The 24,621-nt window shown below is 69.5% G+C and carries 16 protein-coding genes, 1 pseudogene and 1 CRISPR repeat array; of the genes and pseudogenes, 5 read left to right on the top strand and 12 right to left on the bottom strand.

Going from position 1 to position 24,621, the window contains the following annotated elements:
• The first annotated feature begins 2 nt into the window (after positions 1-2).
• Genes csm4 through IEY31_RS07285 form a run of 3 tightly spaced genes read left to right on the top strand, consistent with a single transcriptional unit; the run spans position 3 to position 3,634 of the window.
• Positions 3-1,112, top strand: coding sequence for a type III-A CRISPR-associated RAMP protein Csm4 (gene csm4, locus IEY31_RS07295; RefSeq protein ID WP_188970464.1), 1,110 nt, complete (start codon positions 3-5; stop codon positions 1,110-1,112).
• Positions 1,109-2,446: a type III-A CRISPR-associated RAMP protein Csm5 gene (csm5, locus tag IEY31_RS07290; protein WP_188970462.1), complete on the top strand. Its 1,338-nt coding sequence runs from the start codon at positions 1,109-1,111 to the stop codon at positions 2,444-2,446. Before csm4 ends, csm5 begins: the two co-directional genes overlap by 4 nt.
• Positions 2,447-3,634, top strand: a complete 1,188-nt coding sequence (locus IEY31_RS07285; RefSeq protein ID WP_188970460.1) for a hypothetical protein — start codon at positions 2,447-2,449, stop codon at positions 3,632-3,634.
• 16 nt (positions 3,635-3,650) lie between these two features.
• Here IEY31_RS07285 and IEY31_RS07280 read toward each other — a convergent pair whose 3' ends face one another.
• The 3 genes from IEY31_RS07280 to IEY31_RS07270 form a co-directional block, all read right to left on the bottom strand.
• Positions 3,651-5,375: a nuclease-related domain-containing DEAD/DEAH box helicase gene (locus tag IEY31_RS07280; protein WP_188970458.1), complete on the bottom strand. Its 1,725-nt coding sequence runs from the start codon at positions 5,373-5,375 to the stop codon at positions 3,651-3,653.
• Between the two features lie 136 nt (positions 5,376-5,511).
• Positions 5,512-6,336: a CRISPR direct-repeat array (repeat unit 35 nt; unit sequence GTTTCAATCCCTTAACAGGGAAATGCTGCTGAGGC).
• Between the two features lie 245 nt (positions 6,337-6,581).
• Positions 6,582-6,752, bottom strand: coding sequence for a hypothetical protein (locus tag IEY31_RS07275; RefSeq protein WP_188970456.1), 171 nt, complete (start codon positions 6,750-6,752; stop codon positions 6,582-6,584).
• Positions 6,753-6,775: 23 nt separating this feature from the next.
• Positions 6,776-7,528: a hypothetical protein gene (locus IEY31_RS07270; protein WP_188970454.1), complete on the bottom strand. Its 753-nt coding sequence runs from the start codon at positions 7,526-7,528 to the stop codon at positions 6,776-6,778.
• Positions 7,529-7,938: 410 nt separating this feature from the next.
• Here IEY31_RS07270 and IEY31_RS07265 point away from each other — a divergent pair, with 410 nt between their 5' ends.
• Positions 7,939-8,574, top strand: a complete 636-nt coding sequence (locus tag IEY31_RS07265; protein WP_188970452.1) for a hypothetical protein — start codon at positions 7,939-7,941, stop codon at positions 8,572-8,574.
• Positions 8,575-8,741: 167 nt separating this feature from the next.
• On the opposite strand, the gene IEY31_RS07260 is transcribed toward IEY31_RS07265, so the two are convergent.
• The 8 genes from IEY31_RS07260 to IEY31_RS07225 form a co-directional block, all read right to left on the bottom strand.
• Positions 8,742-11,462, bottom strand: a complete 2,721-nt coding sequence (locus IEY31_RS07260) for a peptidoglycan-binding protein (RefSeq protein ID WP_188970450.1) — start codon at positions 11,460-11,462, stop codon at positions 8,742-8,744.
• 25 nt (positions 11,463-11,487) lie between these two features.
• The gene (locus IEY31_RS07255) at positions 11,488-16,971 is read right to left on the bottom strand and encodes a DUF2272 domain-containing protein (RefSeq protein ID WP_188970448.1); all 5,484 of its coding nucleotides are present in this window, start codon (positions 16,969-16,971) and stop codon (positions 11,488-11,490) included.
• A gap of 69 nt (positions 16,972-17,040) precedes the next feature.
• Complete coding sequence (locus IEY31_RS07250; RefSeq protein ID WP_229723409.1) at positions 17,041-17,577, bottom strand: PASTA domain-containing protein; 537 nt, start codon at positions 17,575-17,577, stop codon at positions 17,041-17,043.
• Positions 17,578-17,724: 147 nt separating this feature from the next.
• Positions 17,725-18,309, bottom strand: coding sequence for a hypothetical protein (locus IEY31_RS07245; RefSeq protein WP_188970444.1), 585 nt, complete (start codon positions 18,307-18,309; stop codon positions 17,725-17,727).
• Positions 18,306-18,866 (bottom strand): hypothetical protein, encoded by a 561-nt coding sequence (locus IEY31_RS07240; RefSeq protein ID WP_188970443.1) that lies wholly within the window; start codon positions 18,864-18,866, stop codon positions 18,306-18,308. The genes IEY31_RS07245 and IEY31_RS07240 overlap by 4 nt, the downstream gene beginning before the upstream one ends.
• A gap of 5 nt (positions 18,867-18,871) precedes the next feature.
• Entirely contained in the window at positions 18,872-19,831 is a 960-nt protein-coding gene (locus IEY31_RS07235) for a hypothetical protein (RefSeq protein WP_188970441.1), read from the bottom strand.
• A gap of 36 nt (positions 19,832-19,867) precedes the next feature.
• Positions 19,868-20,113, bottom strand: a complete 246-nt coding sequence (locus IEY31_RS07230; protein WP_188970439.1) for a hypothetical protein — start codon at positions 20,111-20,113, stop codon at positions 19,868-19,870.
• 106 nt (positions 20,114-20,219) lie between these two features.
• The gene (locus tag IEY31_RS07225; RefSeq protein ID WP_188970437.1) at positions 20,220-21,119 is read right to left on the bottom strand and encodes an AfsR/SARP family transcriptional regulator; all 900 of its coding nucleotides are present in this window, start codon (positions 21,117-21,119) and stop codon (positions 20,220-20,222) included.
• Between the two features lie 588 nt (positions 21,120-21,707).
• On the opposite strand from IEY31_RS07225, the gene IEY31_RS07220 reads away from it, so the two are divergent.
• On the top strand, positions 21,708-23,597 hold the full coding sequence (locus IEY31_RS07220) for a S8 family serine peptidase (protein WP_188970435.1): 1,890 nt from the start codon (positions 21,708-21,710) through the stop codon (positions 23,595-23,597).
• 241 nt (positions 23,598-23,838) lie between these two features.
• Here the strand turns inward: IEY31_RS07220 and IEY31_RS18635 are convergent.
• Positions 23,839-24,517 (bottom strand): annotated as a pseudogene (locus IEY31_RS18635) (IS6 family transposase).
• Between the last annotated feature and the right edge of the window lie 104 nt (positions 24,518-24,621).

Below are 24,621 nucleotides of genomic sequence, written 5' to 3'. Positions count from 1 at the left end.
GGGTGGGGCGTCACGATCTGGTGGTCCTGACCTTCACTCAGCCGCTGCGCGGGCGGGACCTGCGCGCTGGCTACCTGCCCAGCGACCTGCTGTGGGGCGCGCTGTTCAGCGCCGACGTCCTGCTGCAGGGTGGGCCCCTGCCGCTGGACAATCCGTACCGGGTCAGCAGCGCCTCGCCGTACGCGGGTGGGGAGTGGCTGCTGCCCCGCCCACGCGCGGCCGACGCGCCGGACGATAGTGGCGCGGAAAGCCCGTCCAGTGACCGCAAGGCGGTCAGGAAACTGGAGTTCGTCAACCTGGCTGACTTCCTGACCCTGGCGGGCGGACAGCGCCTTGGCCCGGAGCAGTTGCGCCAGGCGGAAGCCCGGCAACGCCGCGCCCTGCTGCCAGTCACCGCGCAGGACCTGCCGCTGACGGTCACAGAGGCGCAGGTTAACCGGAGCCTGCGCGGCACCAGGTACGACGGCAGGGCCGACGCCCTGGCGCGGGAGCGCTACGCCGCCCCGCTGGCGGCCCTCTCGCCGGCCGAGCGGCTGCACCTGGGCCGCGAGGCGCGGGGGCAGGGCGCAGGCGGCAGCATGGAGCGGCAGCGCAACGCGCAGGACCGCGTCACGCAGGCCACCGAGACCTTCATGACCGCCACACTGGCGCAGCCGCGACTGGCGTTCCTGCTGGAGACCACGTCTGACACGCAGCGGGCGCGGCTGCTGGCGGCGCTGCGCCTGCTGGCCGACACCGGTCTGGGCGGGCTGCGCACCCACGGCAGCGGTCAGTTCACGCTGGACCTGCAGCCTGTGCCCGCCGGCGTGGCCGACCGGCTGACCGCCGGTGGCCGCCACGTCCTGCTGGGGCTGACGCATCCCACCCGGGAAGAAGCGCAGCTGATCGACAGCAGCGAACAAGCACGCTACGGCCTGCGCCGCCGCGACGGCTTCCTGGACGGCACCACGCTGGAGCGGCAGGACGTGTGGATGCTCACCGAGGGAAGCCTGATGCCCGGCCCCCTTGGCGGCCAGGTGGTGGACGTCGCCCCGCCCGACTTCGCGCATCCGGTGTGGCGCAGCGGCCTGAGCGTCAGCCTGAGCATCGAGCAGCCGGGGAGCGCCGCATGAACCGCAATCTCCTGACCTTCGACGTCCGGATCCGGCCGCTGTCGCCGGTTCACATCGGGGTGGGCAACGAGGTCGTGGGCCGCGGCGCCTACCACCTGTACACAAGTGAGCGCAACCACGCTCTGGCCCTGGTGCAGCCGCGCAAGCTTGCCGGGCGCCTGCTGGACCATTACGGCGATCAGGGCCAGATCACCGCGACGGTGAAGCGGCTCATGGAGCAGGACGAATACCCGCCGGTCATCGCGCGGGACATCGAGTCCGGCGCCCTGGCCCTGCGCCGCATGGGGGTTCACCCCGGCGCGCTGCCGCTGCTGAAGGCCACCGACCGCAACGGCGGGCTGAAGGTCATCACCGCGCAGGCCAATGGGCTGCCGTACCTGCCCGGCAGCACCGTCAAGGGGGCCCTGCGGACCATGTGGCTGGACTGGCAGACCCAGCAGGACGGGGCGTACCCCCGGTTCGTGCAGGACGTGCAGAAGGCCAACCTGCGGGGCCGGGACCGTGCCGACGACCCCCTGATGGACCGCAAGCAGATCGCCGAGGACCTGAGCGGCGCGTCCGGACGGATGCAGCCGCAGAACCGTGACCTGTTCCGTGCGGTGCAGGTCAGCGACCTGGTGCCCGACCGCACACAGGACCTGACGCGTGTGTACGCCGTGCTGTCCATGTCGTATCAGGCGGGCTCTCACGCCCGGCCCAGCAACGGGGGCAAGGCCGGCGCGCAGGCCTGGGAGTGTCTGAATCCGGACGCCGGAACCACCTATACCGGAACCGTGACGGTGGACCTCGACCTGCTGGGCCGCATGCAGGTCCGTGACCCGGACGCCCGGAATCTGGCCCGGGGCCTGGGCCGCGCGGAGGACTGGACCGACGCGCTGGCCGGGTACGGCGCCCGCGTGTACGGCACCGAGGAGCAGCACTACAACAGGCTGGCCGATCTGGAGCGGCAGGGCCAGGAGGGCGTGCAACTGTGGGGCGAGGGCGGCCTGGTGCTGGACTGGGTGCTGGCCGAGGCGCAGGAGCAGGCCGAGGAGCGGCTGTTCCCCCTGGGAATGGGCACCGGGCTGATGGCCCACAGTGTGCTGGGTGCCCTGGCGCCGGAATCCAGCGGTCTTGCCTTCCTGGGCGACGAGCAGGGCCAGGACGATACCCTGCTCAAGGGCGTGCTGGACACCGGCCTGCGCCGGCAGAACAACGCCTACGCGGAGCCGGACTTCCCTTCCCCCAAGTCCCGCCGGGTCACGGGCAGCTTCAACACCCGCGTGGTGCGTGAGATGCGCGCCGAGCGTCCCCTGGGCTGGACGGAACTCACGCTGGCCCGGCGGGGAGGGTAGTTGAGACACCGGGTGGTGGCCTTCGTGGGCAAGCAGGACCCCCACCGGGGTGACGGAACGCCGGGGCCGGTCCTGTCGGCGGCGGCCCTGCTGACCGTGCCGGTGACCGAGGCGCTGCTGCTGTTCGCCGAGGGGGCCAGCGACCGCGCGGACCGGCGCGATGAGTCGCTGAGTGCTGGAACGCAGGAACTGAGGGCGCAGGAGCTGGAGGCCCAGCTGGCTGAGCAGTGGCCGGGCCTGCGGACTGAGCTGGTGCCCCTGGTGGTGGACCCGTCGGACGCACGGGCGGTGCTGCGGGCGCTGCGCGCCCACCCGGGCGTGCAGGCAGCCCGGGCCGACAGCGCTGACGTGCAGACGCACCTGCTGGTGGCCGGGGGCACGCCCGCCATGCGCGAGGTGCTGTCCTCGCTGCAGGTCACGGAGTTCTTCGGAGACACGCGTGGCTGGTACCAGCCTGACCGGGGCGGCACTCTGCGTGAGGAAGTGCCGGTGGTGGCCGAGGCGGCGCTGCTGGCCTCGCTCCGCACGGCCATGCAGGTGGGGGAGTTCCGCGCGGCGGGGCTGCTGCTGGGTGACCTGGGGCATGCCGGGACGGACCGGGCCGGGACGCTGCTGACCGTGCTGGCCCTGGAACAGCAGGGGGACGTTGCGGAGGCCCTCAAGGGGCTGCGGCGCTGGAAGGCACCGGACCTGCTGGCCGGCTGGCAGCGCGAGGCCGGGCCGGCGCTGGCCCTGCACGGCAGACCCGGCGGGATGCTGATGCACCTGTGGAACGCCACGCAGGTGCAGTCGCCGCGTGCGGCGCTGCTGGCCTACGCCACCCTGCTGGAACAGGCCCTGCGCGCGCTGTGTGAGCTGAGGCGTGTTCGCATCGACCGGGACGCCCCCACGGAATCAATGACCAGCGCCCTGCTGGTTGCGGGACAGGCCCTGCCGGAGGCGCTGAACGCGGCGGCTGGCACGCCAAGACGCCTGTATCGCCTGCGGAGCGACGCCATCCATCAGGGGCACTCCGTGTCCCCGGAGGAACGGCCCGTCATTCACGCGGCCGCCACCGACCTTCTGCGCACCTTTCCGGCGCCGGATGAGGAGCTGAGGGCCTTCCTGACCCGTCCCCACCGCAACCCGTTCGCGCCGCAGCGGCACGCCGAACTGGCGCAGGCCATGTTCAGGTGGCTGAACGGCTGACCCGGGCGGGTGGTGGTCACGCCGCCCCCTGGGCGGTGGGTTCCAGGGCAGCCACGAGCCCGGGGAAGCCGCGGAAGTGCCCGCTGAGGTTCAGGATTGTCAGCGAGCCCTGCGCGCGCGTGATGGCGGTGAAGGCCAGCATCGCCTGCGGCGGCGAGAGTGCGCCGACCGTGTCCAGGACCGCCACGACATGCCGCGCCTCCCAGCCCTTGAAGGAATGCACGGTGCAGGCCTTCAGGCGGGCGTCGCCCATCCAGAAGGCATATTTCTGCCGTTTGTCGTCCTGGTCCCCGGTGAAGACGTGGTTCACGTTCACGCCCTGGGCGCCGAGCCGCGCCACCAGTTCCAGGCCGAAGGCGTGGTCGGGAACCAGCAGCGCCACGTCGCTGGCCTGCGCGCCCGCATGCCGCAGTTCCCGCGCCCGCTCGACCAGGGCGTCGAGCGCCGCGTCCCGCGAGGGCAGGTCCCGCCACTGCAGTTCGGGGGCGCCCAGCGGCAGCATCGGCTGGTCCGACTCGGCCAGCAGGCCCACGCCCGGCAGGTAGGCCCGCGCAAAGGCGTTGGCCCAGCGCACCACGTCGTCGTGCAGCCGCACGCTGGAACGCAGCTCACGCCAGCGACCGAAGCGCGTCGCACTCAGCCACCCGCCGCCGCGCCCATACACGTTCTGCAACTCGTCGCCCGCCGCCACGAACTGTCCCCCCTCGCGCACCAGGCCCAGCAGTGCCTGACCCCAGTCGTCTTCCAGGTCCTGGGCCTCGTCCACCAGCACCGCGTCGAACGACACGCCTAACTGGGCCGCTGCCCGCCGCACCAGCAGCGCCGGATCACCCCCGCACTCTGCCCAGGTCAGCCCCGCCTCGTTGCCCAGCGTGGAGGCCAGGCCATGAAAGTGCCCGAAGGTCACGTTGCGCAGGGCCGCGCCCCCGCCTGCCCGCCGCACGCCGTCGCGCAGCAGGTGCCACAGCGTGATGTTGAAGCTCACGACCAGCACCCGCCCGCCCGCCAGCGCCACGCGGGCCGCGCGGGCCGCCAGGACCAGGGTCTTGCCGCTGCCTGCCACGCCGCGTATGCGCACATGCCCCGGCGCGGGCTGGGCCAGCTGCTCCTGCGACCGCGAGAGCCGCAGCGGTGCCTGCTGTTCCGCCGCGTGCAGCGGCGGGTTCAGCCAGGCCCGCAACAGCGGGGCGAACACCGCCGGCGCGTTTGCCCGGCGTGTCACCCAGCCCTCCGCCGCGCCCGGCACCAGGCTGTCGCGTCCCAGCTGCCACACCGCCCGGTGAACCCGGCCGGCCGTGAAGCGTGCCAGCTGCGCCGCGCTCGCCCCGTGAAAGTACACGCCCACCCGCACCACGCCCAGCGCCTGCCAGCCCTGCTCGCGCACCAGCGCCCCCACCTCCGGCACCAGGAAGCGCAGGATGTTCTCCCGGTAGAATTCCACCTTCCCGAAGGGGTTTTGCACCGCGCCCTCACCGTGCGAACCGCGCACCCGCCACTCCCGGCGCCCCTGGCCCCACGAGTAGCACTCCAGCGCCCAGTCCTTGACCTCCAGAATCAACGCCCCGCGCGTGGGGTGCAGCGCGACCACGTCCGGACGGGTGCCGTTCAGGTACGGCTGCGCGAACACCTCCCACTCTGGCCCCAGGTCCCTTTCCAGGAACGCCAGCAGGTGCGCCTCGCCCGCGGTCAGCGGCGTGGACAGGGTATTCAGTTCACGCCAGCCGGGAATCAGGGTTGCCATATCCACCGTATGACGCGCCGCGCGAACATCCGGAAAGACTGCTTCCGGAGAGCGCCGTCGGCGTGCAGTTCAGCCATTCGGCGGCGTTCTGCCTGGACAGCGCGCGAAAACGAACCCGGGCAGTGCAGGCGGGTTCGTTTCAATCCCTTAGCAGGGAAATGCTGCTGAGACACGCTCAAGAATGAGCGGGAAAAGTTGCTCAAGCTGTTTCAATCCCTTAGCAGGGAAATGCTGCTGAGACCCCGGTGATGTCTGGGAGGTGGACATGGACACCGAGTTTCAATCCCTTAACAGGGAAATGCTGCTGAGGCCATCGCAGACGTGACGCAACTGTACGCCGCTGCCCGTTTCAATCCCTTAACAGGGAAATGCTGCTGAGGCCTGAGTACACCCTCGCCAATGGCGCGGCGACCGAAGTGTTTCAATCCCTTAACAGGGAAATGCTGCTGAGGCACCTGTCGGTGGTGGCCACGGCCAACATCGGCTACTTCGGCACCGTGTTTCAATCCCTTAACAGGGAAATGCTGCTGAGGCAACCATGAACATCTTCCGAGAGAAGTTGCTGAAAGACATGTTTCAATCCCTTAACAGGGAAATGCTGCTGAGGCACCGCATCCGAGTTGCTACGGGCAAGGCTCATCGTGTTTCAATCCCTTAACAGGGAAATGCTGCTGAGGCAAGAGAACGGCCTGCGTTACGTGCTGAACAAGCTGTTTCAATCCCTTAACAGGGAAATGCTGCTGAGGCTAGATACCTATAGTTTATATGAGTTAATTCCTGATAGTTTCAATCCCTTAACAGGGAAATGCTGCTGAGGCACGTACACCGAGTCGGCCACCGGGCACCGCCCTGACAAGTTTCAATCCCTTAACAGGGAAATGCTGCTGAGGCACCATCAACCTGACCACGTTCAGCGGTTCGGACCCGTTTCAATCCCTTAACAGGGAAATGCTGCTGAGGCTCTACCGTCAGGCAAGGCCGTGCAGCACGTTCTTTTTAGCATGTGAACTGTAAGTAGATCATGAGTATACATTCATCTGACGAAGATGAGAGTCCAGATCGCTCCTGAACGCCGTGCTGATCGACGACGGAACAAAAATGAGAAAACGAGGACCATGTATAGTGATTTTCGCTGTCCTGCCGCACATCTGGTTCTCTCATCTGCATAACCTTCATTTTCGTTCCGTTCTTGCCCTCTCAGAACGCTCAGGGTTCCTGGGGTTCATCCAGCTCGTCCAGCCATGCCCATTCGTCGCGGTCAGGGCGCGTGCTGAAATCAAGGGGGGTGCCGGTGCCCCCGCAGGTGTGGCACTGGCCATCGTCGTAGCCGGTGCCGGCGCAGTCCGGGCAGGTGTCGTTAAAGTACAGATCGTTCATGGGGCTCCTTGTGGGGGTGGAGGTCAGGCGGCGCGGGCGCGGACCTGGGCGGCCAGCGTGGTCAGCAGCGCCTCGACCTCGCGGGCGCGGTTGCGCAGGGTGCGGGTGCTGACGCCCAGGCGGGTGGCCAGGGCCTGCTGCTGGCCGTAGGCCCAGCTCAGGCTTGCCAGACCGTTGTGGAACGTGACGGGGCAGTCCGCGTTCAGGGCATGGGCGGCCAGCCAGTCGCGCAGATGCTTCAGGGCGGGGTGTTCTCCGGCAGTGGCCAGCAGGACATGCAGTCCGGTGGCGGCCACCTGCCGCTCGTAGCGTTGGGCCGGATCTGCGGCCTCATCCACCAGCGGCAGCGGCTGGAGAACACCGTCCTCGTCGGGCTGGTGGTCGCTGACAAGGGTCAGGACCGTGCCGCTGGAGCGGTGGTACCCGACGAGGCGCTCGTCGTGGCGGCGGCCGCTGTTGTTGTACTCGTACATGGCCTGCAGGCCCCACCAGCCGGCCAGGGGCGCAAGGTGTTCCCGCCAGTTCAGCAGGTCGTCGGTGCGGCGGAAGGCGGCGCGCAGGACCGTGGCGGTCGCCTCCTCGGCCGCCAGGTGGAACATGGGGCCGGTGATGCCGGCGCGGCGGACGTTGGCCAGAAAGGACGTGCGGGCGTCCTGAATCAGCAGGGCGTCCTCGAGAAGGCCGGTGACAAAGGCGGTGCGCTCGGCGTCCGCGCCCGTGACGAGCGCGGTGGCCTGACGGCGCTGATGAAGTTCCTGATAGACGCGACTTTGCATCTCCGCGTCGGTCGCGGCGTCCTGAGACAGTGTGCGGCACAGTGAGGGGGGGCGGCATCCGCCGACCGGCGCAGTGGAGGCTAAGCCATCTGGCCAGGCTGGGGCGGCCAGCGCGCGAACCGGGTGGAGCACGTGGAGGGCTCGCGTTTCTGGATGAGGTGCCTTCTGGTCTGGGGAGGTGTCTGCGTGGACAGCGCCGCGCAGTCGATGGCCCCGGATCAACCATCAGGCCCGCCCTGGGCCTGAACCATGTCCAGCGGTCAAGACGTTGTGCATGGGCGTGGGCTGAAGGATCCTGGTGTGGCAGCACCCGCCCGGCACGCCCGTGGTGACTGCAGGCCGCCACATCACTGTGGACGCGCCGTCCGCTGCCGATTTTCCAGAAAAGGGGCCATGCCAGGGTGAAGGGCATGACCAGCCTCCACAGCGTCACCACCCGCCTGCATCTCGCGCAGCTCATCACCCTCCTGACCGCCACAGAAACGGAGCCGCTTTTCGAGCAGGCCAGCCGTCACCTGACGGGCGAGGCCACCTACGTCAGTGGCGGCGAGGAGTCCTGTGCCGTCACGGGACACCTGTTCACGGTCACCCCCGAGGGCACCGCGATCCGCGGGCTGCTCGATGGTCTGCGCCGGGACGGCGTCCGCCTGACCGCGGCCCAGTTCAACGCCGAGTTCGACGGGCTGCTCCTGGACCGGCTGGACCGCTGGTCCCTGGGCGACACGCCGGAAGACATGGTCAAAGGAACCATGATGGCCCACCTGATCGACACCACCGCCGTGGCGGCGCTGCGTCAGGGGCTGGCCACGCCCCGGCACTGGACGTGGTGGGACGCGGACCTCGTTGACGTCCCGCCTGAGTCCAGCGACTGGCTGATCCGGCGTGCGGACGATGGCGGGACTTTCGGAAGCCCCGGACGGACCGGGCAGGCCACGTATCTGTGCAGTGCCAGGGGCAACGAGATCTGGGTCACGCAGGTGGATGCCGACATCACCACCGTCCGACAGGCGCAGGCGGCCCTGGCCCGGCGCACCCTGCGCGCATGACGTCGAGACCCAGGCAGCTCGCAATCTTCAGACCTGTGGCCCAGCAGGGCAGCGCGCGCCAGAAAACGCCGTCTCTGACTGGAATAGATCAGTCCTGGGGGCCCACCAGCGGCGCAAACAGCGCGGTGACACTCGCCTTTAACGGCGCGGGGCATTCATGGTCCCCTTCAGGGGACGCGTGCCCCGGTCCGCGTTTCAGACACGATGCGTGTCCCGTGATCGCCGCGCTCGGCGTACGCAGCCAGCAACCCCTCTTCCAGCAGCGCTGCGAAACGTTCGGTGCCCGCCGCCCCTGCGGCCGCCAGCGCCGCCGCCGTGCCGCGCTTTGCGGCGGCGGGCAGGTTGTTGTACGCCGCCTGAAAGAGCCCCCGCACCCTCAGCGAGGCACGGTAGTGGCCCATGAACACGTCATAGAGCTCCGGATTGCGCAGATGGGCCCGCAGTCCCGTGCGGTGCCGCTGCAGGTGTTCCACGGCCAGCGCCGCCTCGACGGCGACGGCCTCCCCGTCCAGGCCCGCGTTGAAGAAGCGCTGTGCCCAGCCGTCCCAGCGCAGCTCGTCGCGGGTGGCGGCCCCCCGGATGGCCCCCTGCTCGGCGACGCTCCGGCCCTGCCGGGTCCAGCTGTATGTGCGGGCGGGGTCCAGCTCGATGCCGTGACGGGCAAAGGCGGTCCCGGCCCGGCGAATCCACTCCTGCAGCTTGCCGTGCTGGAGGGTCCACTGCATGAAGCCAATGCTGACCACGGCGCTGTCCCAGGTGTTCAGCCCCTGGATCAGCCCTCCCGTCTCGACATTGGCGACGCGCTGCAGGGTGTCGATGTCTTCCCTGGTCAGGGAGATGTGGCCCGCCGCCGCCAGCTCCCCCAGCACCTCGTCCACCCGTCTGCCCCCGTAGCGGGCCAGCCCCCGCACCTGACCCCGCCGCGCCACCGCCCGGAAACCCGGGGGGACGCGCGGGCCGGTGAGGGGAGCTGGGGCGTATCCGGCCCCAGGTGCGGTGCCGCCGGCCACCTGCTCTGCCGGGGCCGGCGCCGTGTGGCCTTCCCCCCGCGCCTGCAGCGCGAGCAGGTAGCGGGTCGGGTTGAGCAGGCTTTCCGGGCGCGGGCGGTCGGGCCACCACTGGAAGCTCCGCTCCGTGCCTGGCGTGTAGGTTTCAAAATGCAGCATGTTCGTGTCGCTCACCACGCCGATGGGCTGCCCCGCCTGCACCCGGTCCCCGACGGCCAGGCCGTGGCGGGTCAGCGAGTCGGCGGTGACTTCACCGTAGTTGACAACCACCCCCGCATGGGCCACCAGCAAGCGGTAGGTGCGCTGCCCGGACCGCGCCCGGTAGAAGAAGGCGAATTCGACGATGCGGCCCGTCTCGCAGGCGACGACCGTGTCGCCGGCCCGGGCGAAGAGGTCCAGGCCCACGTGCCAGCGGGGGAGCGTCTGGCCGTCACGGACGCCCTGGCGACGCGCCATGAAGGCCCGCCCGGCGCGGCCCACCGTCCGGCCCTCGGCGGTGACGTGGGACACCAGCCGTCCGCGTGGGTCGTCGGTGCGCAGCGGCCAGAAGGCGCCGGGGGCGGGGAGCGGCGCGAACGGCACCGGATCATCTGGCGGCACCGCCCGGGGCTGGGCGGTCACCGGCAGCGGGGGAGGCGCCCCTTCCGCTTCCTCGTCGGCGAATTCAAAGGTTTCTTCCGCAAGGGGAGGTGTCCCGGGGAGGCCCGCAGGTTGCGCTGTCCCCACCGCCTCCAGCCGGGCCCAGGTTGCCGGACCGATCACGCCGTCGTGCCGCCCCGGTTCGCCGGGAAAGGCCAGGCGCTGGAAGGCGATGACGGCCGCCTGCGTCCCCCGCCCGAAGGCCCCGTCCTCGGTCAGGGGAGCGCCGGGGAGGCCGGGCCGCCCGGCGGCCACCTCGCGGGCGTGCGCGGCGTTGAGCCTGCGCTGGGCCTCCCGCACGGCCCCGCCCCGCGCACCGGGGCGCAGGGTGGGCTGTCCGCCAGTTCCCAAAGGGGTGGCCGGCGTGCCGGAGGACGAGAGCCCTGGCAGCGCTGCCCCCGCGTCTCTGAGCAGCCTCCAGCCGAAGCGGCGCGGCACCTCACCGTGCGGCGTGGCCGTGAGTTCGGCGGCGTACCAGCGCCGGAGCCCAGGGTGCGCGGCCAGCATCCGGTCCAGCCCCCGCCGCGCCTCGAGACTGTTGCCAGCCGTGCCCCCATGCGCGGTGTAGATCACCCGCAGGGCGCCGCCCCGCTCGCGCATGTGGGTTTCCAGATCTCCAGGGGCCGCCGCGTCGTCCTCGATGCGCCGCCCCGCCCAGCGCAGCAGGGGAGCCGGGCTCTGGTAGAGGGCGTCAAACACATGGACCTCGTGGGGGTTGAGGTCGCCCAGCACCCGCCACAGCGCCGCGCCCCCGCCCGAGTGTGCCGTGAGAATCAGGCGGCCGGGGGTCAGCGTGGGCACGCCCACCCGCGCCGCGAAACGCGCCAGGCTCCAGTCGATCAGCGCGCGCGCCCCGCCAGGCCGCACCAGGGCCGGGAAGTCATACCCGCTGCCCGTGCGCCCACCGTAGAAGTGGCCGCGGGGCAGCAGCGCCAGGGTGGGCCGGGTCCGCCCCGGCGCCGGGTCCAGCCCGCGGGGGTCGCTCCAGTCGAGGCCGCTGGCCGCCTCCTTGTCGCTCACCAGGTTCATGGCCGCGCCGCGCCCCGAGAAGCCGTGGAAGTGCAGGACCACGTCCACCGTGTCCGTGACGTCCAGGGTGTTCCAGCGCAGGATCAGGACCGGCCCCGGGCCCCGGTGGCTCTCGAGCCCCGGCACGTCCCGCACCTCCTCCCGGCCCGGGGACGCGCGGGTAGAGGGGTTGGGGGACAGGGTGAGGGTGGGGGGGTCCAAGGGCGCGGTCATGTGGCCTCCTGTGGCTGGTCTGGTTCTATTCCTGGCCGGGGTCGGTGCGCACCCGCAGCACAGCGAAATACTGGCGCTGTCCGCCGTCCGTGAGCACCCGGCCATCTGCGCCGATGCGCAGCACCTTGCGCCCCACCGTGTTGCCCACATTGCCGCCGATCACGCCGAGCCGCCCGGGCGTCACCTCCACCACCAGGTCACAGTGAGAGAGGCGGAACTGACCGTCGTCCACGTTGGCGTACGTCACCCCGCTGTTCTGGCGGCCGGTGCACACGAGATCGCCCACCTCCGGGGCCCGTTCGGTGACGTCGTAGAGCCAGAATGGATTGCCGAGGTCACCCGCCGTGCGGTTGCGCTTGGCCGCGGCGCAGTAGACGGTGTGGCCCGAGGCGTAGCGGAACTGCGGGCCTGCCCCTGCCCGCCGCATCACCCAGGAGATGAACGCGGCGCTCCAGGCGCGGCGGTCCTCGATGGCCTGATCGGCGGCGGCGCCCCCCAGCCCCACGCCCTCCATCCAGTACCCACGCAGCACCGGGCGCATCACGGGGTCGGTTTCCGTGAGGGCCGTCCCGCCGGGGTGCCAGCGGGCGTATTCTTCCAGCGCGATCCGCACCGCGTCTGCCCTGAGGGCCGTCCAGGGGGTGCCCGGGGTGGGCGGGCCAGGCTGGGGCGGATGCGGTGCGGGCGGCACCGGACCCGGTCCGGACCCACCCGCCCATTCGTCGAGCTGCGCCCAGGTGCGCGCCCCGATCACGCCGTCGTGCTCGCGCGGCTGACCTGGAAAGGCACGCTGCTGGAAGGCGACGACGGCCGCGCGGGTCCGGGGACCGAAGGCCCCGTCCCCGGCGAGGGGAGCGCCGGGCAGACCCGGCTGGCCGGCGGCAAGGAGGCGAGCGTGAACGGCATTGAGCCGCCGCTGCGCCTCCTGCACCGCAGGGCCCCGGGCACCGACGCGCAGGGTGGGCCGCCCGCCGGGCCTGGGAGGCGTGGGGCCGGGTGGAGTGGGCGGGTGGGGCCGCGGCGAGGTCCCCTCCAGCCGGGCGCGGGCCTCTTCCCAGCGAGGGCCCCGGCACTGCCGCTCCACCGCCGCCGTCAGGTCGGAGACGCGAATGGTGCCGTCATCCCGGCGGTCCAGGCCAGGGTTCCCGGCGTAGGCGCCAGGGTAAGGACCCTCGCGCCCGGCGAGCACCGTGTCCGGGTCTGAGCCCAGCGCCAGGGTCGCGGGCAGGAAGGTCGCCTGGTACAGCCGGGCGGTGGAGGTCAGCCCTGCCGGGCGGTACGGCAGGTAGAAGCGCAGGACGAAGGGCAGCTGTTGCACGGCCCCCAGTTGCCGGAAGGCCTCATGGCCCGCCGTCCAGCCCAGGCGCACCAGGGTGGCGGGCATGAACTGGATCAGGCCGCTGGCGTGGCCGTGCGGATTGTGCGCGGCCGGGTTGATGCCGCTCTCGGCCATCATGACCTGCAACAGGTGCAGCGGCTGGGCGCCGATGGTGGCCGCGACCTCACGCACCCCGGCAAAGAAGGCGTCGGGCAGGTCGGCACTCTCGCCCGCCTCGGCGTCTCCCGGCAGGCCGCCCTCCCTGGCCCCCGAGGGCAGCGGGCGCGGCCCCCGGATGTTGTGGAAGGTCGTGAAGTCCCAGTAGCCCCGGGTGTCGAGGGCGACCGCGTTCCAGGCCCGGGCGGCCTCATTCACCTCCAGCCAGTCGCGCGCAAAGTCGCGTGATCCGGCCGCCATCCGGGTGGCCATCGCCCGGGCGATGTCGTCGCCGCCTCTCGCGTCGGCCGGAGCCGAGCCGCCGTAGCCCAGGATCGCCCTCAGCGGGCCGCCCTGGGTGGTCAGCAGCCGCGCCCAGGCCAGCCCGTTGCCGCCCGGATCGCCGAAGGTGGGAAAGTCCACCCGCAGCACCGAACAGCCGGCCAGAATCAGGACGTCGAGGTCCAGCGGGCTGCGCCAGTGAGGCACCAGGTCAGCGGGTTTGAGCCAGCACGACTCCTCGCGCGAGATCCCCTCAAACAGCAGGCAGTTGTGCGCGCTGGAGCCGTGGCCGGAGTAATACACGACATCGGCGGGGCTGCGGACCAGGGCCCGTGCGGGCGGGGCTGTGACCCGGACCCCTGGCAGCGGCAGGGCCGTGACCTCCAGCACCTCCACGCCCGCGGCCAGAAAGAGTTTGCGGGCGTCAGGCACCTCGCCGGCCGGATCGCCCGTGGTGCCGCTGCGGCTGTTTGGGAGGGTAGCCCGTCCGCGCGGCGCCCAGCCCAGCGCGTCACGGAACGCCCCGTCACTGGTGCCCGGCCCCAGGTGATCGGTTTGCCGGACCAGCGTCGCCACCTCCTTGCGCTGCGTCTCCACGGCCAGAAAGGCGCCCAGATCGCCGGGAGCACGCGACAGCCCGTACCGCGCGCGCCCGCCGGGTCCGGTGGACACGCGCGGCAGGCGCAGCAGGGTCCCCGCGTCCAGCGTGGCGGTCCCCGCGTCGCGGTTGGGCGGGCGGCTCGACACCACAACCTCCATCTCGGCAGGCAGCACCGCCGCGGGCAGGCCAGACACCGTCAGACGGACGTTGGCCCGGGCCGCATCCAGCCCGATCACGTCGTCCCAGGTCAGCGGCCGGGTCAGGCCGTCGTCCAGCAGAGCGAGCCCCTCGACCGTCAGCGCGGCCAGCGGCCCCGCGCCGGGCAGCAGGACCACCGCGTCGAGCTGTGCCCAGGTGCGCTCACCGACCTTGCCGTCGTGTTCGGCGTTCAGGCCAGGGAAGACCTGACGCTGGAATTCCAGCACCGCCCCCTGGGTGAGCGCGCCGTAGACGCAGTCCTCGCTGAGTGGTGCGCCCGGCAGCCCCGGCTGGCCGCGCAGGAGCTGGGCGAGGTGAAAAGCGCTCAGCTTCCGCTGCACCTCGCGCACGGCGGGGTGAACCGAGCCGCGCGTGAGGAGCCGGGGGCGGTCGGCGGGGGCCACGGTGACGTCAGGGCAGCGCCCGGCCCCTTCAGCGGCGTCGGTGGTGTCAGGCGCGGCGCGGGGGCGCAGCACGACCGTGTGTGCGCCCACCCGCCCCGCATCGTCGAGCGCCCGGGCGTGGGTGGGGCGCACGTCCCCGGCGGCCACCCGCCACACCGGTGCGGAGCCCAGTCCCGCGGCACGCACCACCGACACCGCGGTGAAGGGGCTGCCGCCGGCCCGCTGCACCAGCAGGTCGCCCGGCTCCAGCCCCGGCAGCGTGTCGCCCGGGGCCCCGACCAGCGCCAGCGCCGGCTCCAGCGCCGCGCGCACCGCCGGGAACGCCCCCTCGCCGTAGGCCTGCCAGACCTCGTGCGGCCGCAGCGGGCCGCGCCAGGCGTCGGCGGCGTGCCGGCCCCAGGCTGCCTCCCGCAGCACCTGCGCCGCCGAGGGGGGGTGATCCCGGTCCAGTCCCGCCTCGAAGTGTTCGAGGAAACGCAGGCCCGCCGGCGGGTCCCGGTCCAGAGCTTGATCCGTTCCTGCCTGGGAGAACCCTTGCGTCCCGTCCTCCAGGGCGGAGGCAAATTCCAGGGCAGTCAGGTCCGGGTCCACGTCGGAGACGAAGGGCTCCTCCTCGCCGTCCGGCAGGGGAGTGAACTCCGGCGCCGTGTCGGTGGATGCTGCGTCAGGGGGGAAGGCCTCCAGCTTTCCGGGGGAGTCGCTGTCCGGCAGGCCGCCCACGCCCTCCGGCGCGGCTCCGGCTGGACCCGCAGCGGGTGAAAGGTCTTCGGGCAGGGGACTGAATTCAGACATGGGCCGGGCCTCCTCTCTCACAGGCAGTGGGGCGACGTGGCCGGACTGCGCCGCCTGCACCGCCCGCCGGGTGTCCAGGTAGCCGCTGCCGACGCGGGCAGGGTCCAGCTCCGGTCCGGCGGGTTCACAACTGGCGAGCAGCAGGCGCCGGGTGGTGACGATGTCGAGCGGCTCCCCGGCGGCCTCAAACATCAGGGCCAGCGTGCCGGTGACGTGGGGCGCCGCCATGCTGGTGCCGGACATGCGGGTGTAGAGCCGCTTCTCCCCCCCGTCCCGCGCCCGCGAGCGGGGGGCCAGGACCATCACGCCGGGGGCGATCAGGTCGGGCTTGGGCCGCCCATCACGGGTGGGTCCGCAACTGGAAAAGCGCCCCAGCGGCCGGTCCTCGCGGTGCGGGTCGTAGGCGCCCACCGCCAGCGTGCGGTACCCCGTGCAGATGGTGCCCAGGGTGACGCGGGTGTCGGCCTCCTCCCGGGGAAAACGCGACTGACAGCTGCCGCAGGCACTGTCGCGCTCGATCCAGGCGTGAACGCGGCCGTCCTGCACGTCCTCGCCGGTCAGGGTGACCTGCCAGGAGGCAACGCCCGGCACGACCTCGAAACGCACGCTGACCTGATGGTCCCCGTTGTTGGGGTCAAAGGCGCGGTGGTAGAGCCGCACGACCTCGCGGCCTTCCAGATGCGCCGTGGCCCGCTGGCCCCGCGCCGCCCGCAGCCGGAAACGTCCGTCCGCCGAGCAGACCTCCACGCCCAGACGGTCACGGCCCGGGTACCACAGGTCAAGTTCGTTGGGGCTGCGGTCGTCGGGATTGACCCGGATCTTGAAGCGGTGCCTCCCGCCGGGGCGCAGGGTCCACTCGGCGTGGGTCCGGCGCTCAAAGTAGTTCCCGCAGCTCTGCCCGATGGCCCGCCCCGGCGCCAGCGCCACCCAGGCGTCCAGCGCCCGCTCCACCAGACTGCGCCCGGTCTTCTCGCCCGCGTGCCGCCCCAGGCTGAGGTTGACCGCGCAGGGCCGCCCTGCCGCGATTTGTGAGATCAGGTCCAGTCCCTCCAGCAGCTCGGCCGAGTTGCCCAGGGGGACCGCGTCCGGCCCTTCCCGGGCCCCCATGTGGACAAACACCAGATCGGCCTCAGGCGCCACCCCCGAGGGGCCGCCGCCCCGGCCGTTGCCGCCCGCGATGCCCAGCGTGTGCGTGCCGTGGGCACCCAGGCCAGGGTCGGCGTCAGCGGGATGATAGTCCAGCGCCGCATAGGGGTCGGAACGTTGCAGGGCCGCATTGATCCGCTGCGCATCAAAGATCCGGCCATAGCCGTAGGGCATGGCGTCCGCCCTGCCGCGCGGGCGCTGGTCCCACAGGGTGAGCAGACGTGTGCTGCCGTCCGGGTGGCGGAAATCCGGGTGCGCGAAATCGCAGCCCCAGTCGATGACACCGATCACCACCCCGCGCCCGGTGACGCCGAGCCCGGGTGGGCGCCGCGTATCGTTGGGGGTGAAGACCAGCTCCTCGGCGAGGTCATACAGCTGGGGCGGCTCCAGGTCCGCGCTGAGGCCACGGGGCGCCTTGACGCTGTCCACACGCGGATCGCGCCACACCTCGGGGATGGCGCCGCGCCGCACCCGCGCCGTGACGATCTCCCCGAAGGCGGCAACCACCCGCATTCCGGCGGGGGGACGCGCCGGGTCGAGCAGGCGCACGACCACTGCAACCTCGTCCCCGGGGTCACCTTCCTCCAGAAGTTCGTACAGCTCGGGGTCCATGGGGCGCCTCGGGAGAGAGCGGGACGGCCAGCCGTGGGTTGCAGGCCGCCGTCCCGGACAGAGCAACGGCTAGGAGGATTTGCCCTTGGTGCCGGGGGTGGGTGCGTCTCCACCGCTGCTGTTCGCCTGGATCAGGCGCTTGAGTTCCTCGAACCGCTTGCGGGCAGGCTCCTCCTGTTCCAGGGCTCCGGTGGCGCTCTGAACGTCTGTTCTGGTGGCCAGGTTTTGCAAAGCGCCTTGCACATCCTGCTTTGTCGCCAGGCCATCTATCTTCCTGAGAAGCTCCGCGTGGGTATCCCTCACGGCGGAGACGAACTGCTGAACATCCCTGTCGTCTCTCAGGACCTGCCCGAAGTTCTCTGCCGTGAGAATTTTCGCGTCGTTGAGCACCTTCCGGATTTTCTCGAGATCACTGAGTTCCCGGGCCTTGATGATGTAAAGCGTGACCTGCGTGCCAGCGGCTGCGACCTCGCCTGCGTCGGGCGTCTGGCGCCTGACGGTGCCGGGGGCGCCGTCGGCGGTCATCCACCGAACCCGTGGGGTGAGCCGACGTTCCCGGAGACGTTGCTCGGCCTCGGCCTGCTCCAGACCCGTGAGATCGGGCACCTCGATCAAGATGTCCCCGGCAGGCACGGGGGCTGGCCCCTGTCCCTGCACCGGATTGCCGGTGAACAGCTCTTGCAATGTGCGTCCGAAGCCTCCTCCAGCACTGGAAGGATTTGTCATGGCATTCCTCCGTGGCTTGTGAGCCGTTCAGCGGCGCGTGAGCAGCATGGCGAGCAACAGGGTGCTTGAGCTGTCGCCGCCCAGCAGGCCTCCACCCGAGGAGCTGTCGCCCGTGTTCCCGCCCATGAGCAGCATGAACGGCAGAATCGAACTCAGGCTGTCACTGGGCTGGGTGACCACCTTGGCCGTGGTGCCGTCGGCCCGGACCACGTCCTCGGTCTTCTGCGAGATCATCGGCAGCAGCACGGCCAGCGTCTTGGTCTGCTGCAGGTCGCGGCGGATGCCGTCACTGCTCTTCTTGCGCTCGTCCATCTCCTTGCGCAGGGCGGCGGCCATGCGGTCCTGCTCCGCGGCGACCGAGTTGGTGCGGGTTTCCAGTGTCTTGACACTGCCGGCCAGCGTGGTGATCTTGCTGTCAAGCGTCCGCACGGCCGCCTGAAGCTGCGCCTGGGTGACGGTGTTGGCCGAGGGGCGAGGCTGGAAACTGCTTTGCGGCGATGGCGTCCGCACCGGGGTCTGGTTGCGCCGTCCCCGTGACCGGGCACGCTCGTCGGACTCGTCGAATTCGAAGTTGTCCAGGTAGGAGTCGAGGTCATCGGCGTACATGGTCATAGCGGTCTCCTTTCGGGTTCGGGCGTCTCACGGCCCACGAGCGTCCTGGGATCAGTGGGGAACGAGGCGGCCTCCAGCGCGGGGGCCACCAGCCGCCGGAAGGCCGCCGCCTCCGGCCGCACGAAGCCAGGCTGACCCCTCCCCCGGCACAGACGGCACCCGGGATCCTCGCCCCAGCAGGCCGGACAGGCGCCCAGCGCCAGCGCGAGGTCGTCCAGCAGCGCCTGACGTGCGGCGAGTTCGGCCTGCAGTCCCTCCAGCCGCAAGCGCAGCCGTTCCAGCCGGGCGCGGCGCTGCGCCTGCCGCCGCTCCTCTTCCAGTTGCCGCAACTCCTCCAGTTGCCGGGCCTCCTCCCCGGCGCGGGCCAGGGCCGCCAGCCGCTCTTCTTCCTGCTGCTGCGTCTCCAGGTCGTGCGTGAGGGTCTGCTCCCGGTGCGCGAGCATCTGGGAGAGCAACCCCAGCGCCGGATCGCCGCCGGCCATCCCGGCCAGGGTGCCCTCCAGGCTGCCGCCCCCGGCCGCCTGCTGACGCAGCGCTTCAAGCAGCGCGTCGTTCACGGTGCTCAGCCTCCCCAGACCGGATGGGCCTCATCAAGCTCCCACAGCTCGAAGTCCAGGGCCTCGCTGTCGGCATAGGCCTCGTCCTCGTCGTAGGCCTCATCCTCGCCGTAGGCCCCGTCCTGCATTTCCATGTATGGGGCAGGGCGCTGACGCAACATGGGCGGCGAGGCCTGGAGCATCTGGAGCAGCCGCGCGGCGCGCCCGTCGGGGTCGTTGGGGTCGACCACGAACTGGCCTGCGCTGTTCATCAGGTAGGCGGGGGGGCTGTCCAGCGACTCGCCGGAGCCCCAGGAAGTCTCGGCCTCCGCTTCACGGCCCAGCGCACCCAGCAGGCCGGCAAAGGCGCTTGCGGGAACGGGCGTGCCGCCCGCGCCCAGCGGGATGGCGCGGTTCTGGCCGCCTGCCAGCGCCTGCAGCGCCTGCCGGGTTTCGGGCCGACCCAGCAGGCCCATCAACGCGCCGGCCGCTCCGCCGCCGCGTCCGCCCCCGCCCAGCAGGCCGCTCAGGGCCCCCATTGCCCCGCTGGCCATGCCGCCGCGCCCGGTCAGTGTCCCGGCGGTGTTGACCACGCCGCTGATCGCCTGACCCACGCCGCGGGCCCCCCGGGGGCCGTGCCGCGCCAGGCCCGAGCCGACGCCGCCCGCGATGGCCCCGCCCAGGGCGCCCCAGGGGCCCAGGGCCGAGCCGGCCATGGCGCCCTGGGCCGCGCCGGAGAGGACGCTTCCCGCGACCGGGGCGGCCCGCTGGGCAAAGCGGCCGACATCCCGGGCCGCGCCGCTCAGCGCCCGGCCCAGGCCGCCGAAGAACTCCTCGTATTCGGCGGGCGTCACGCCCTCACCGAAGGCCGACTCGAAGGCCGACTCCAGCTCCGCGTCCGAGAGGTGGGCGAAGTCGGGGCTGAGCATCTCCCGCAGGTGGGGGTAGAAGGTATGCGGCTCGCCAGTGAACGGTGCGGTGGTCATAACCCCTCCTCGAAGGTGTGGTGGATTCCGGGCCGCTCAGGGCGGGCGGCGCCCCGTCCAGGTTCTCCAGCGCAGACGCCAGCGCCAGCGCCATCCAGGGTCCGCCCCGGAGCGCTCCAGACATCTGGCGATCACGGCGATGATCTCGTCGAGGCGCCGAACCGCCCGGCTCTCACGGCTGGGCAGGTGGGTGATCTGGCCGCGCCACGGCGCGCTGCCGCCCGCCCGGCCTTCCGGCTCCAGCCAGATCTTGATGACGAACGACTGTGCACTGCTGAACATGGACACCTCGGATGGCGAGAGGGATGGCGTGCCCCCCCATCGTCCAGGCGGGCCGTCTCGCCGGCGTCTCGGTGCTGTCTTGGGTGCGGTCCTGGCGGGAAGAGGTTCAGGGCTCCTCGCGCAGGCGCCCCCCCTCGGCCAGCAGGCTCCGCAACTCGCGCACGGCGTCGCGCAGCTCATGGAGGAGTTCCAGGACCGGGTCTGGCCTCGCCTGCCCGACCGTCGGCGCTCCAGGAGCCGTGTCCAGCGGCTGGTCATCGCGGATGCTCTCGTACAGGGCCAGCGTGGCGTGCGAGGGCCGGACGTTCAGCTCCTCGCGCAGGGCGAGTTCGCAGAGGGCAAACTGGCGCAGGGCGGCGGTGCGGTCCCCCGAGCGGAAGTGCAGCCGCATGACCCGGCGGTGAGTGTCCTCGCTGGCCCGGTCGAAGGCCAGCAGGCGTCCGGCATAGTGCAGCCCACCTTCCCAGTCCCCGCAAGCCTCGCAGTGGTCGGTCAGTTTCTCCAGCGCCGCCAGATGCATGTTTTGCAGGCGCTCGCGCTCGGCCAGGCACCAGTCCGCCATCCAGCCCTCCAGCAATTCGCCCCGGTACAGCGCCACCGCCGCCCGTAGCGCCCACGCCTCCGCGGGGCTCAGGTCTGGCCCGGCCCGGCCCCGCAGGGCGCCCACCGTCCCCTCAAAGGTCAGGGCGTCGCAGCTCAGGTCGGGATGAGCGCGCAACTCCACCTGGTCTCCCGTGAGGTGCAGCAGTCCGGCGTGCAGCCCGGGCGGCAGGGCCGAGTGCAGGTGCCACAGCGCCTGGCGCAGCCCCTTGAGCGACTGCGAGGTGGACAACATCCCCACCTCGCCGCCCCACAGGATCGTGGCGAGCACCTCACGCGAGTGGGGCTGGTACGGGCGCAGCAGCAGGAAGCTCAGTAGCTCGCGCGCCCGCTGGCTTTCAAGTGCAAGGGGACGGCCAGCGGCGTCCCGCGCCTGGAAGACGCCGAAGAGCAAAACCTGCAGCATGACCCGGTCCTCCTTTCTTCTCGATGCCGTCCGGTAGGTGTCCCCAGATGTTCCGGATACACCACAAGCTGAATGTTCATCACGCGAGGGTTGTCCGCTGCCTCGACCGGAACACCTCGCCCCGTTCTTCGACACAGGTCCACAGGCGAAGCGCACTCGCCGCGGCGGGCGTGGTCAGCCCACAGCCCGGTGTCCGGGCGAAGGGTCTCTTCGGCAGCGCGTTGCCACATGGGTTGACGGTGTGGATCTTCAGAGACACCGTGCCCAGTGTGGGCATGCTAAGGCGCGCCACCGGGCGCGGTTCGGCAACTGAGCGGCAGGAAGCATGATGGAGGTGATGACGAAGGCAGCCCAGCGGGTCATGTTCATGGCATCTCCTGGTCTCCAGGGAGACCTCTACACATAAGAGATTTCCGGCAAGTTTTTTGTGATGCGGGTTTCGTTTGGGACTCCTGATTTCGTATGGCCGTCTTGTGGTGCCAATCAACTGCCACAACTGGTCACCACCCATTCCTATTTATTTACGTGTTTTTTGAGAGTCATTAGCTACGGTGGATTCAACCAAATCAAGCTCCACCGGAGGATCACATGAAAGCTACCCAGTACTCGGCCCTCGGTCTTTCCCTGACCCTGATTCTCGCCTCTTGTGGTCAGCAGAGCCTGACCACAGGCACTGCGCCTGTGGCCACAACACCTGGCCAGTTGCAAGCCCAGGGAGGCAAGAAAAAAGCGATCGTTACTCCTGAGCCCACGCCTGTGAGCGAATGCTCCGCTCTGTATTCAGGCCCTGCGGCGAACGCTACCACCGCCAATGCGGTGATTGACCCCACGATCGATTACGGGCAGGTGGGTACCCTGATTCTCTCCTTTAACGTTGATGATGCCGTGACGCCTGCCGTGAATTTCATTGCTTCCAGGCTGGGAATCAAGCCCGGCAATGGCCTGGGTGCCTTCGGTGAACTTCCGATGGTGGCCGTGAAGGTTCCAATCACCCAGGAACTGGTCAACATGCTCAAGGCCAACCTGCAGTCTTACGGCCTGCTGTCCATCTATCAGGACCGTCCACTGGAATACTTCCTGGACGAGAGCGTCGCGTACATTAAGGGTGACAGCGCACGCAGCGCATTCAAAACCACAGGTAAAGGCATTGGCGTGGCGGTGATCGACTCCGGAGTCGACGGCACGCACGGTGATTTCCCTAATCTCGTGAAGAACGTCAAGATTGCTGCTCCGATCATTGCTCCAGGTCTGACGGGCGCCCTGTATGTGGATACCCCCAATTCTGATCTGACGTCGGGCCACGGCACCCATGTGGCCAGCACCATCGGCGGTAGCGGTCAGATGTCTACCGGCGGCAAGTATAAGGGCGTGGCTCCCGGCGCAAATCTGATTGGCGTGGGTTCAGGGGACGCAATCAGCATTCTGTATGCGCTCCAGGGCTTTGAGTTCGTGTTCAAGCCAGAAGTGCGGGAAACCTACAACGTCCGCGTCATCAGCAACTCCTGGGGCACTTCTGGCAGCCGTTTTGCTCCGTACAATCCGATCAGCATCGCGTCCAAGCGGGCCTACGATTACGGAATGATTGTCAACTTCGCTGCCGGCAATGATGGTCCCGGCGCTGACACGCTCAACCCGTACTCGGCCAGCCCCTGCGTTATCAGCGTGGGTGCCGGACACGCCAAGAACACCATGAATGCCCTGAACCCCCGTATCCGCAAGGGCGTTCCCGGTGAGCTTGCCAGTTTCTCGAGCCGCGGTGTCAAGGATGATCCGTTCCATCACCCCGATATCGTGCTGCCCGGCGTGAACATCGTCGCCGCCCGTGCGGTCAGCGGCCCAATCGTGGAACCTTACCTGGGCAAGGACGGCAACAGCCCGGAGCCGCTGTACTCCTCAATCTCCGGCACCAGCATGGCTACTCCGCACATGAGCGGCGTCGCGGCCCTGATGCTGGAAGTCAATCCCGCCCTGAATATGGACGGCGTGCTCGCTGCTGTGACCAGCACCGCCGATCCAATGTTTACCAAGACTGATGTGATTCGCCAGCTGGAGAAGTGGGAAGTCGGTGCCGGGTACGCCAACGCCTACGCTGCAATTCAGAAGGCTGCGAGTACGGCGGGCAGCCGCACGACCGTGGAGACCTCCGCACTGACCAGTTGGACCGGCGCGGTGGGGACCACCGTAGACGGGACCCCACTGGTCGGTGAACACAACCAGAGCGTGAGCGTGCCTTCGGGCCTGTCGGCCGTGAAAATCACCACCGACTGGGGAAACCCCACTTACGATCTTGACCTGTATGTCTACGATCCGGCGGGCAACCCAATTGCCTCCAGTGCTCAGGGGGCCAGCGCTTTCGAGGAAGTCGTGATTCCCAACCCGGTGTCTGGAACTTACCGTGTGCAGCTCAAGGGCTGGCTCAATCCTGAGACCACCTACAAAGGCACGGCCACCGTTGACCGCATCGTGCCTCTGAAGTAGATACGTCCTGTGGAGGCCAGGGCTGTATAGAAGTGGGAAAGGGCGCTTGTGCGTCCTTTTCTTCTTTCAGTGAGCGATGTTGGCTCTGGCCCTCTCGAGGCTAAAATGAGGGTCTAGCGTCGGGTCACCCCCACACCCGTGGGGAGGTTCTGGCAACTTAGCCTCGACCAAGTCATGTTTTCCAGCGGCGGTCTGAAATTCAGACCGCCGTGTCCACGGTGTGATGCCAGGCCAAATTGGTCTACGATTGACGTGTTATTTGATTGAGCGCAGTGCCGGTGGCTTGGGTGTGCTGGTGAAGGTTGAAAGGCGGGGATGCAGTGTCAGAAATTCCTGTGCTCGTCGTGGATTTGTGAGGCTGAGCTGACTTCGCTCCTAGTTTCGGGGCGGGCGGTGGGACAGCTCAATCAGGATCAGGTTGTCGCAGCGTGCAGAGGAAATGACCTGAGGTGCTCCACAGCATGGAGCACCGGAAGCACTCGAAGAGCTGCCCTATAGCTCCACAGCTTGTCGGCGTCAATCACGTCTGGGACGTCATGATGTACCAACAGTCTTGCGAAAAAGGTCCTGGCCGCAGACGTGTCCCGGGGAGATTTCAACAGGATATCCAGCACCGCGCTGGTATTATCGACGGCCCGCCACAACCAGTGTTTTCTACCGCCGGTCTCGCCGCACACCTCGTCCGGGAACCACCGGGAACCCCGTCGGGGTTCGGGTTCCCGGTGACGTAGATCCTCGTTAAGGAGTGGTGCGAACTTGATGTTCCATTGCCGCAACGTTTCGTGGCTAACCTGAATGCCGCGCCGGTGCAGTCATTCCTATACATCGCGCTCGCTTAGAGGAAACCGAAGGTATAGCCAGAGGGTGTGCTGGATGATGTTCAAAGGGAAACGGTGGCGGCAGGGCTTGCGATCAGACACGAAAGATCAGCCTACTGCGGTTAGCTTGCTAGAACCCCGTCAGGCCAGGTGCGTCTCCCCAAACGGAGCTTGACTCCGGGTAGCCTGGCATCTTTGCATCACTT

It is taken from the genome of Deinococcus aerolatus, assembly GCF_014647055.1.
Taxonomy (GTDB): Bacteria; Deinococcota; Deinococci; order Deinococcales; family Deinococcaceae; genus Deinococcus; species Deinococcus aerolatus.
The sequence above is the reverse complement of the archived record's forward strand: the minus strand, read 5'-3'. Positions and strand labels throughout refer to the sequence as shown.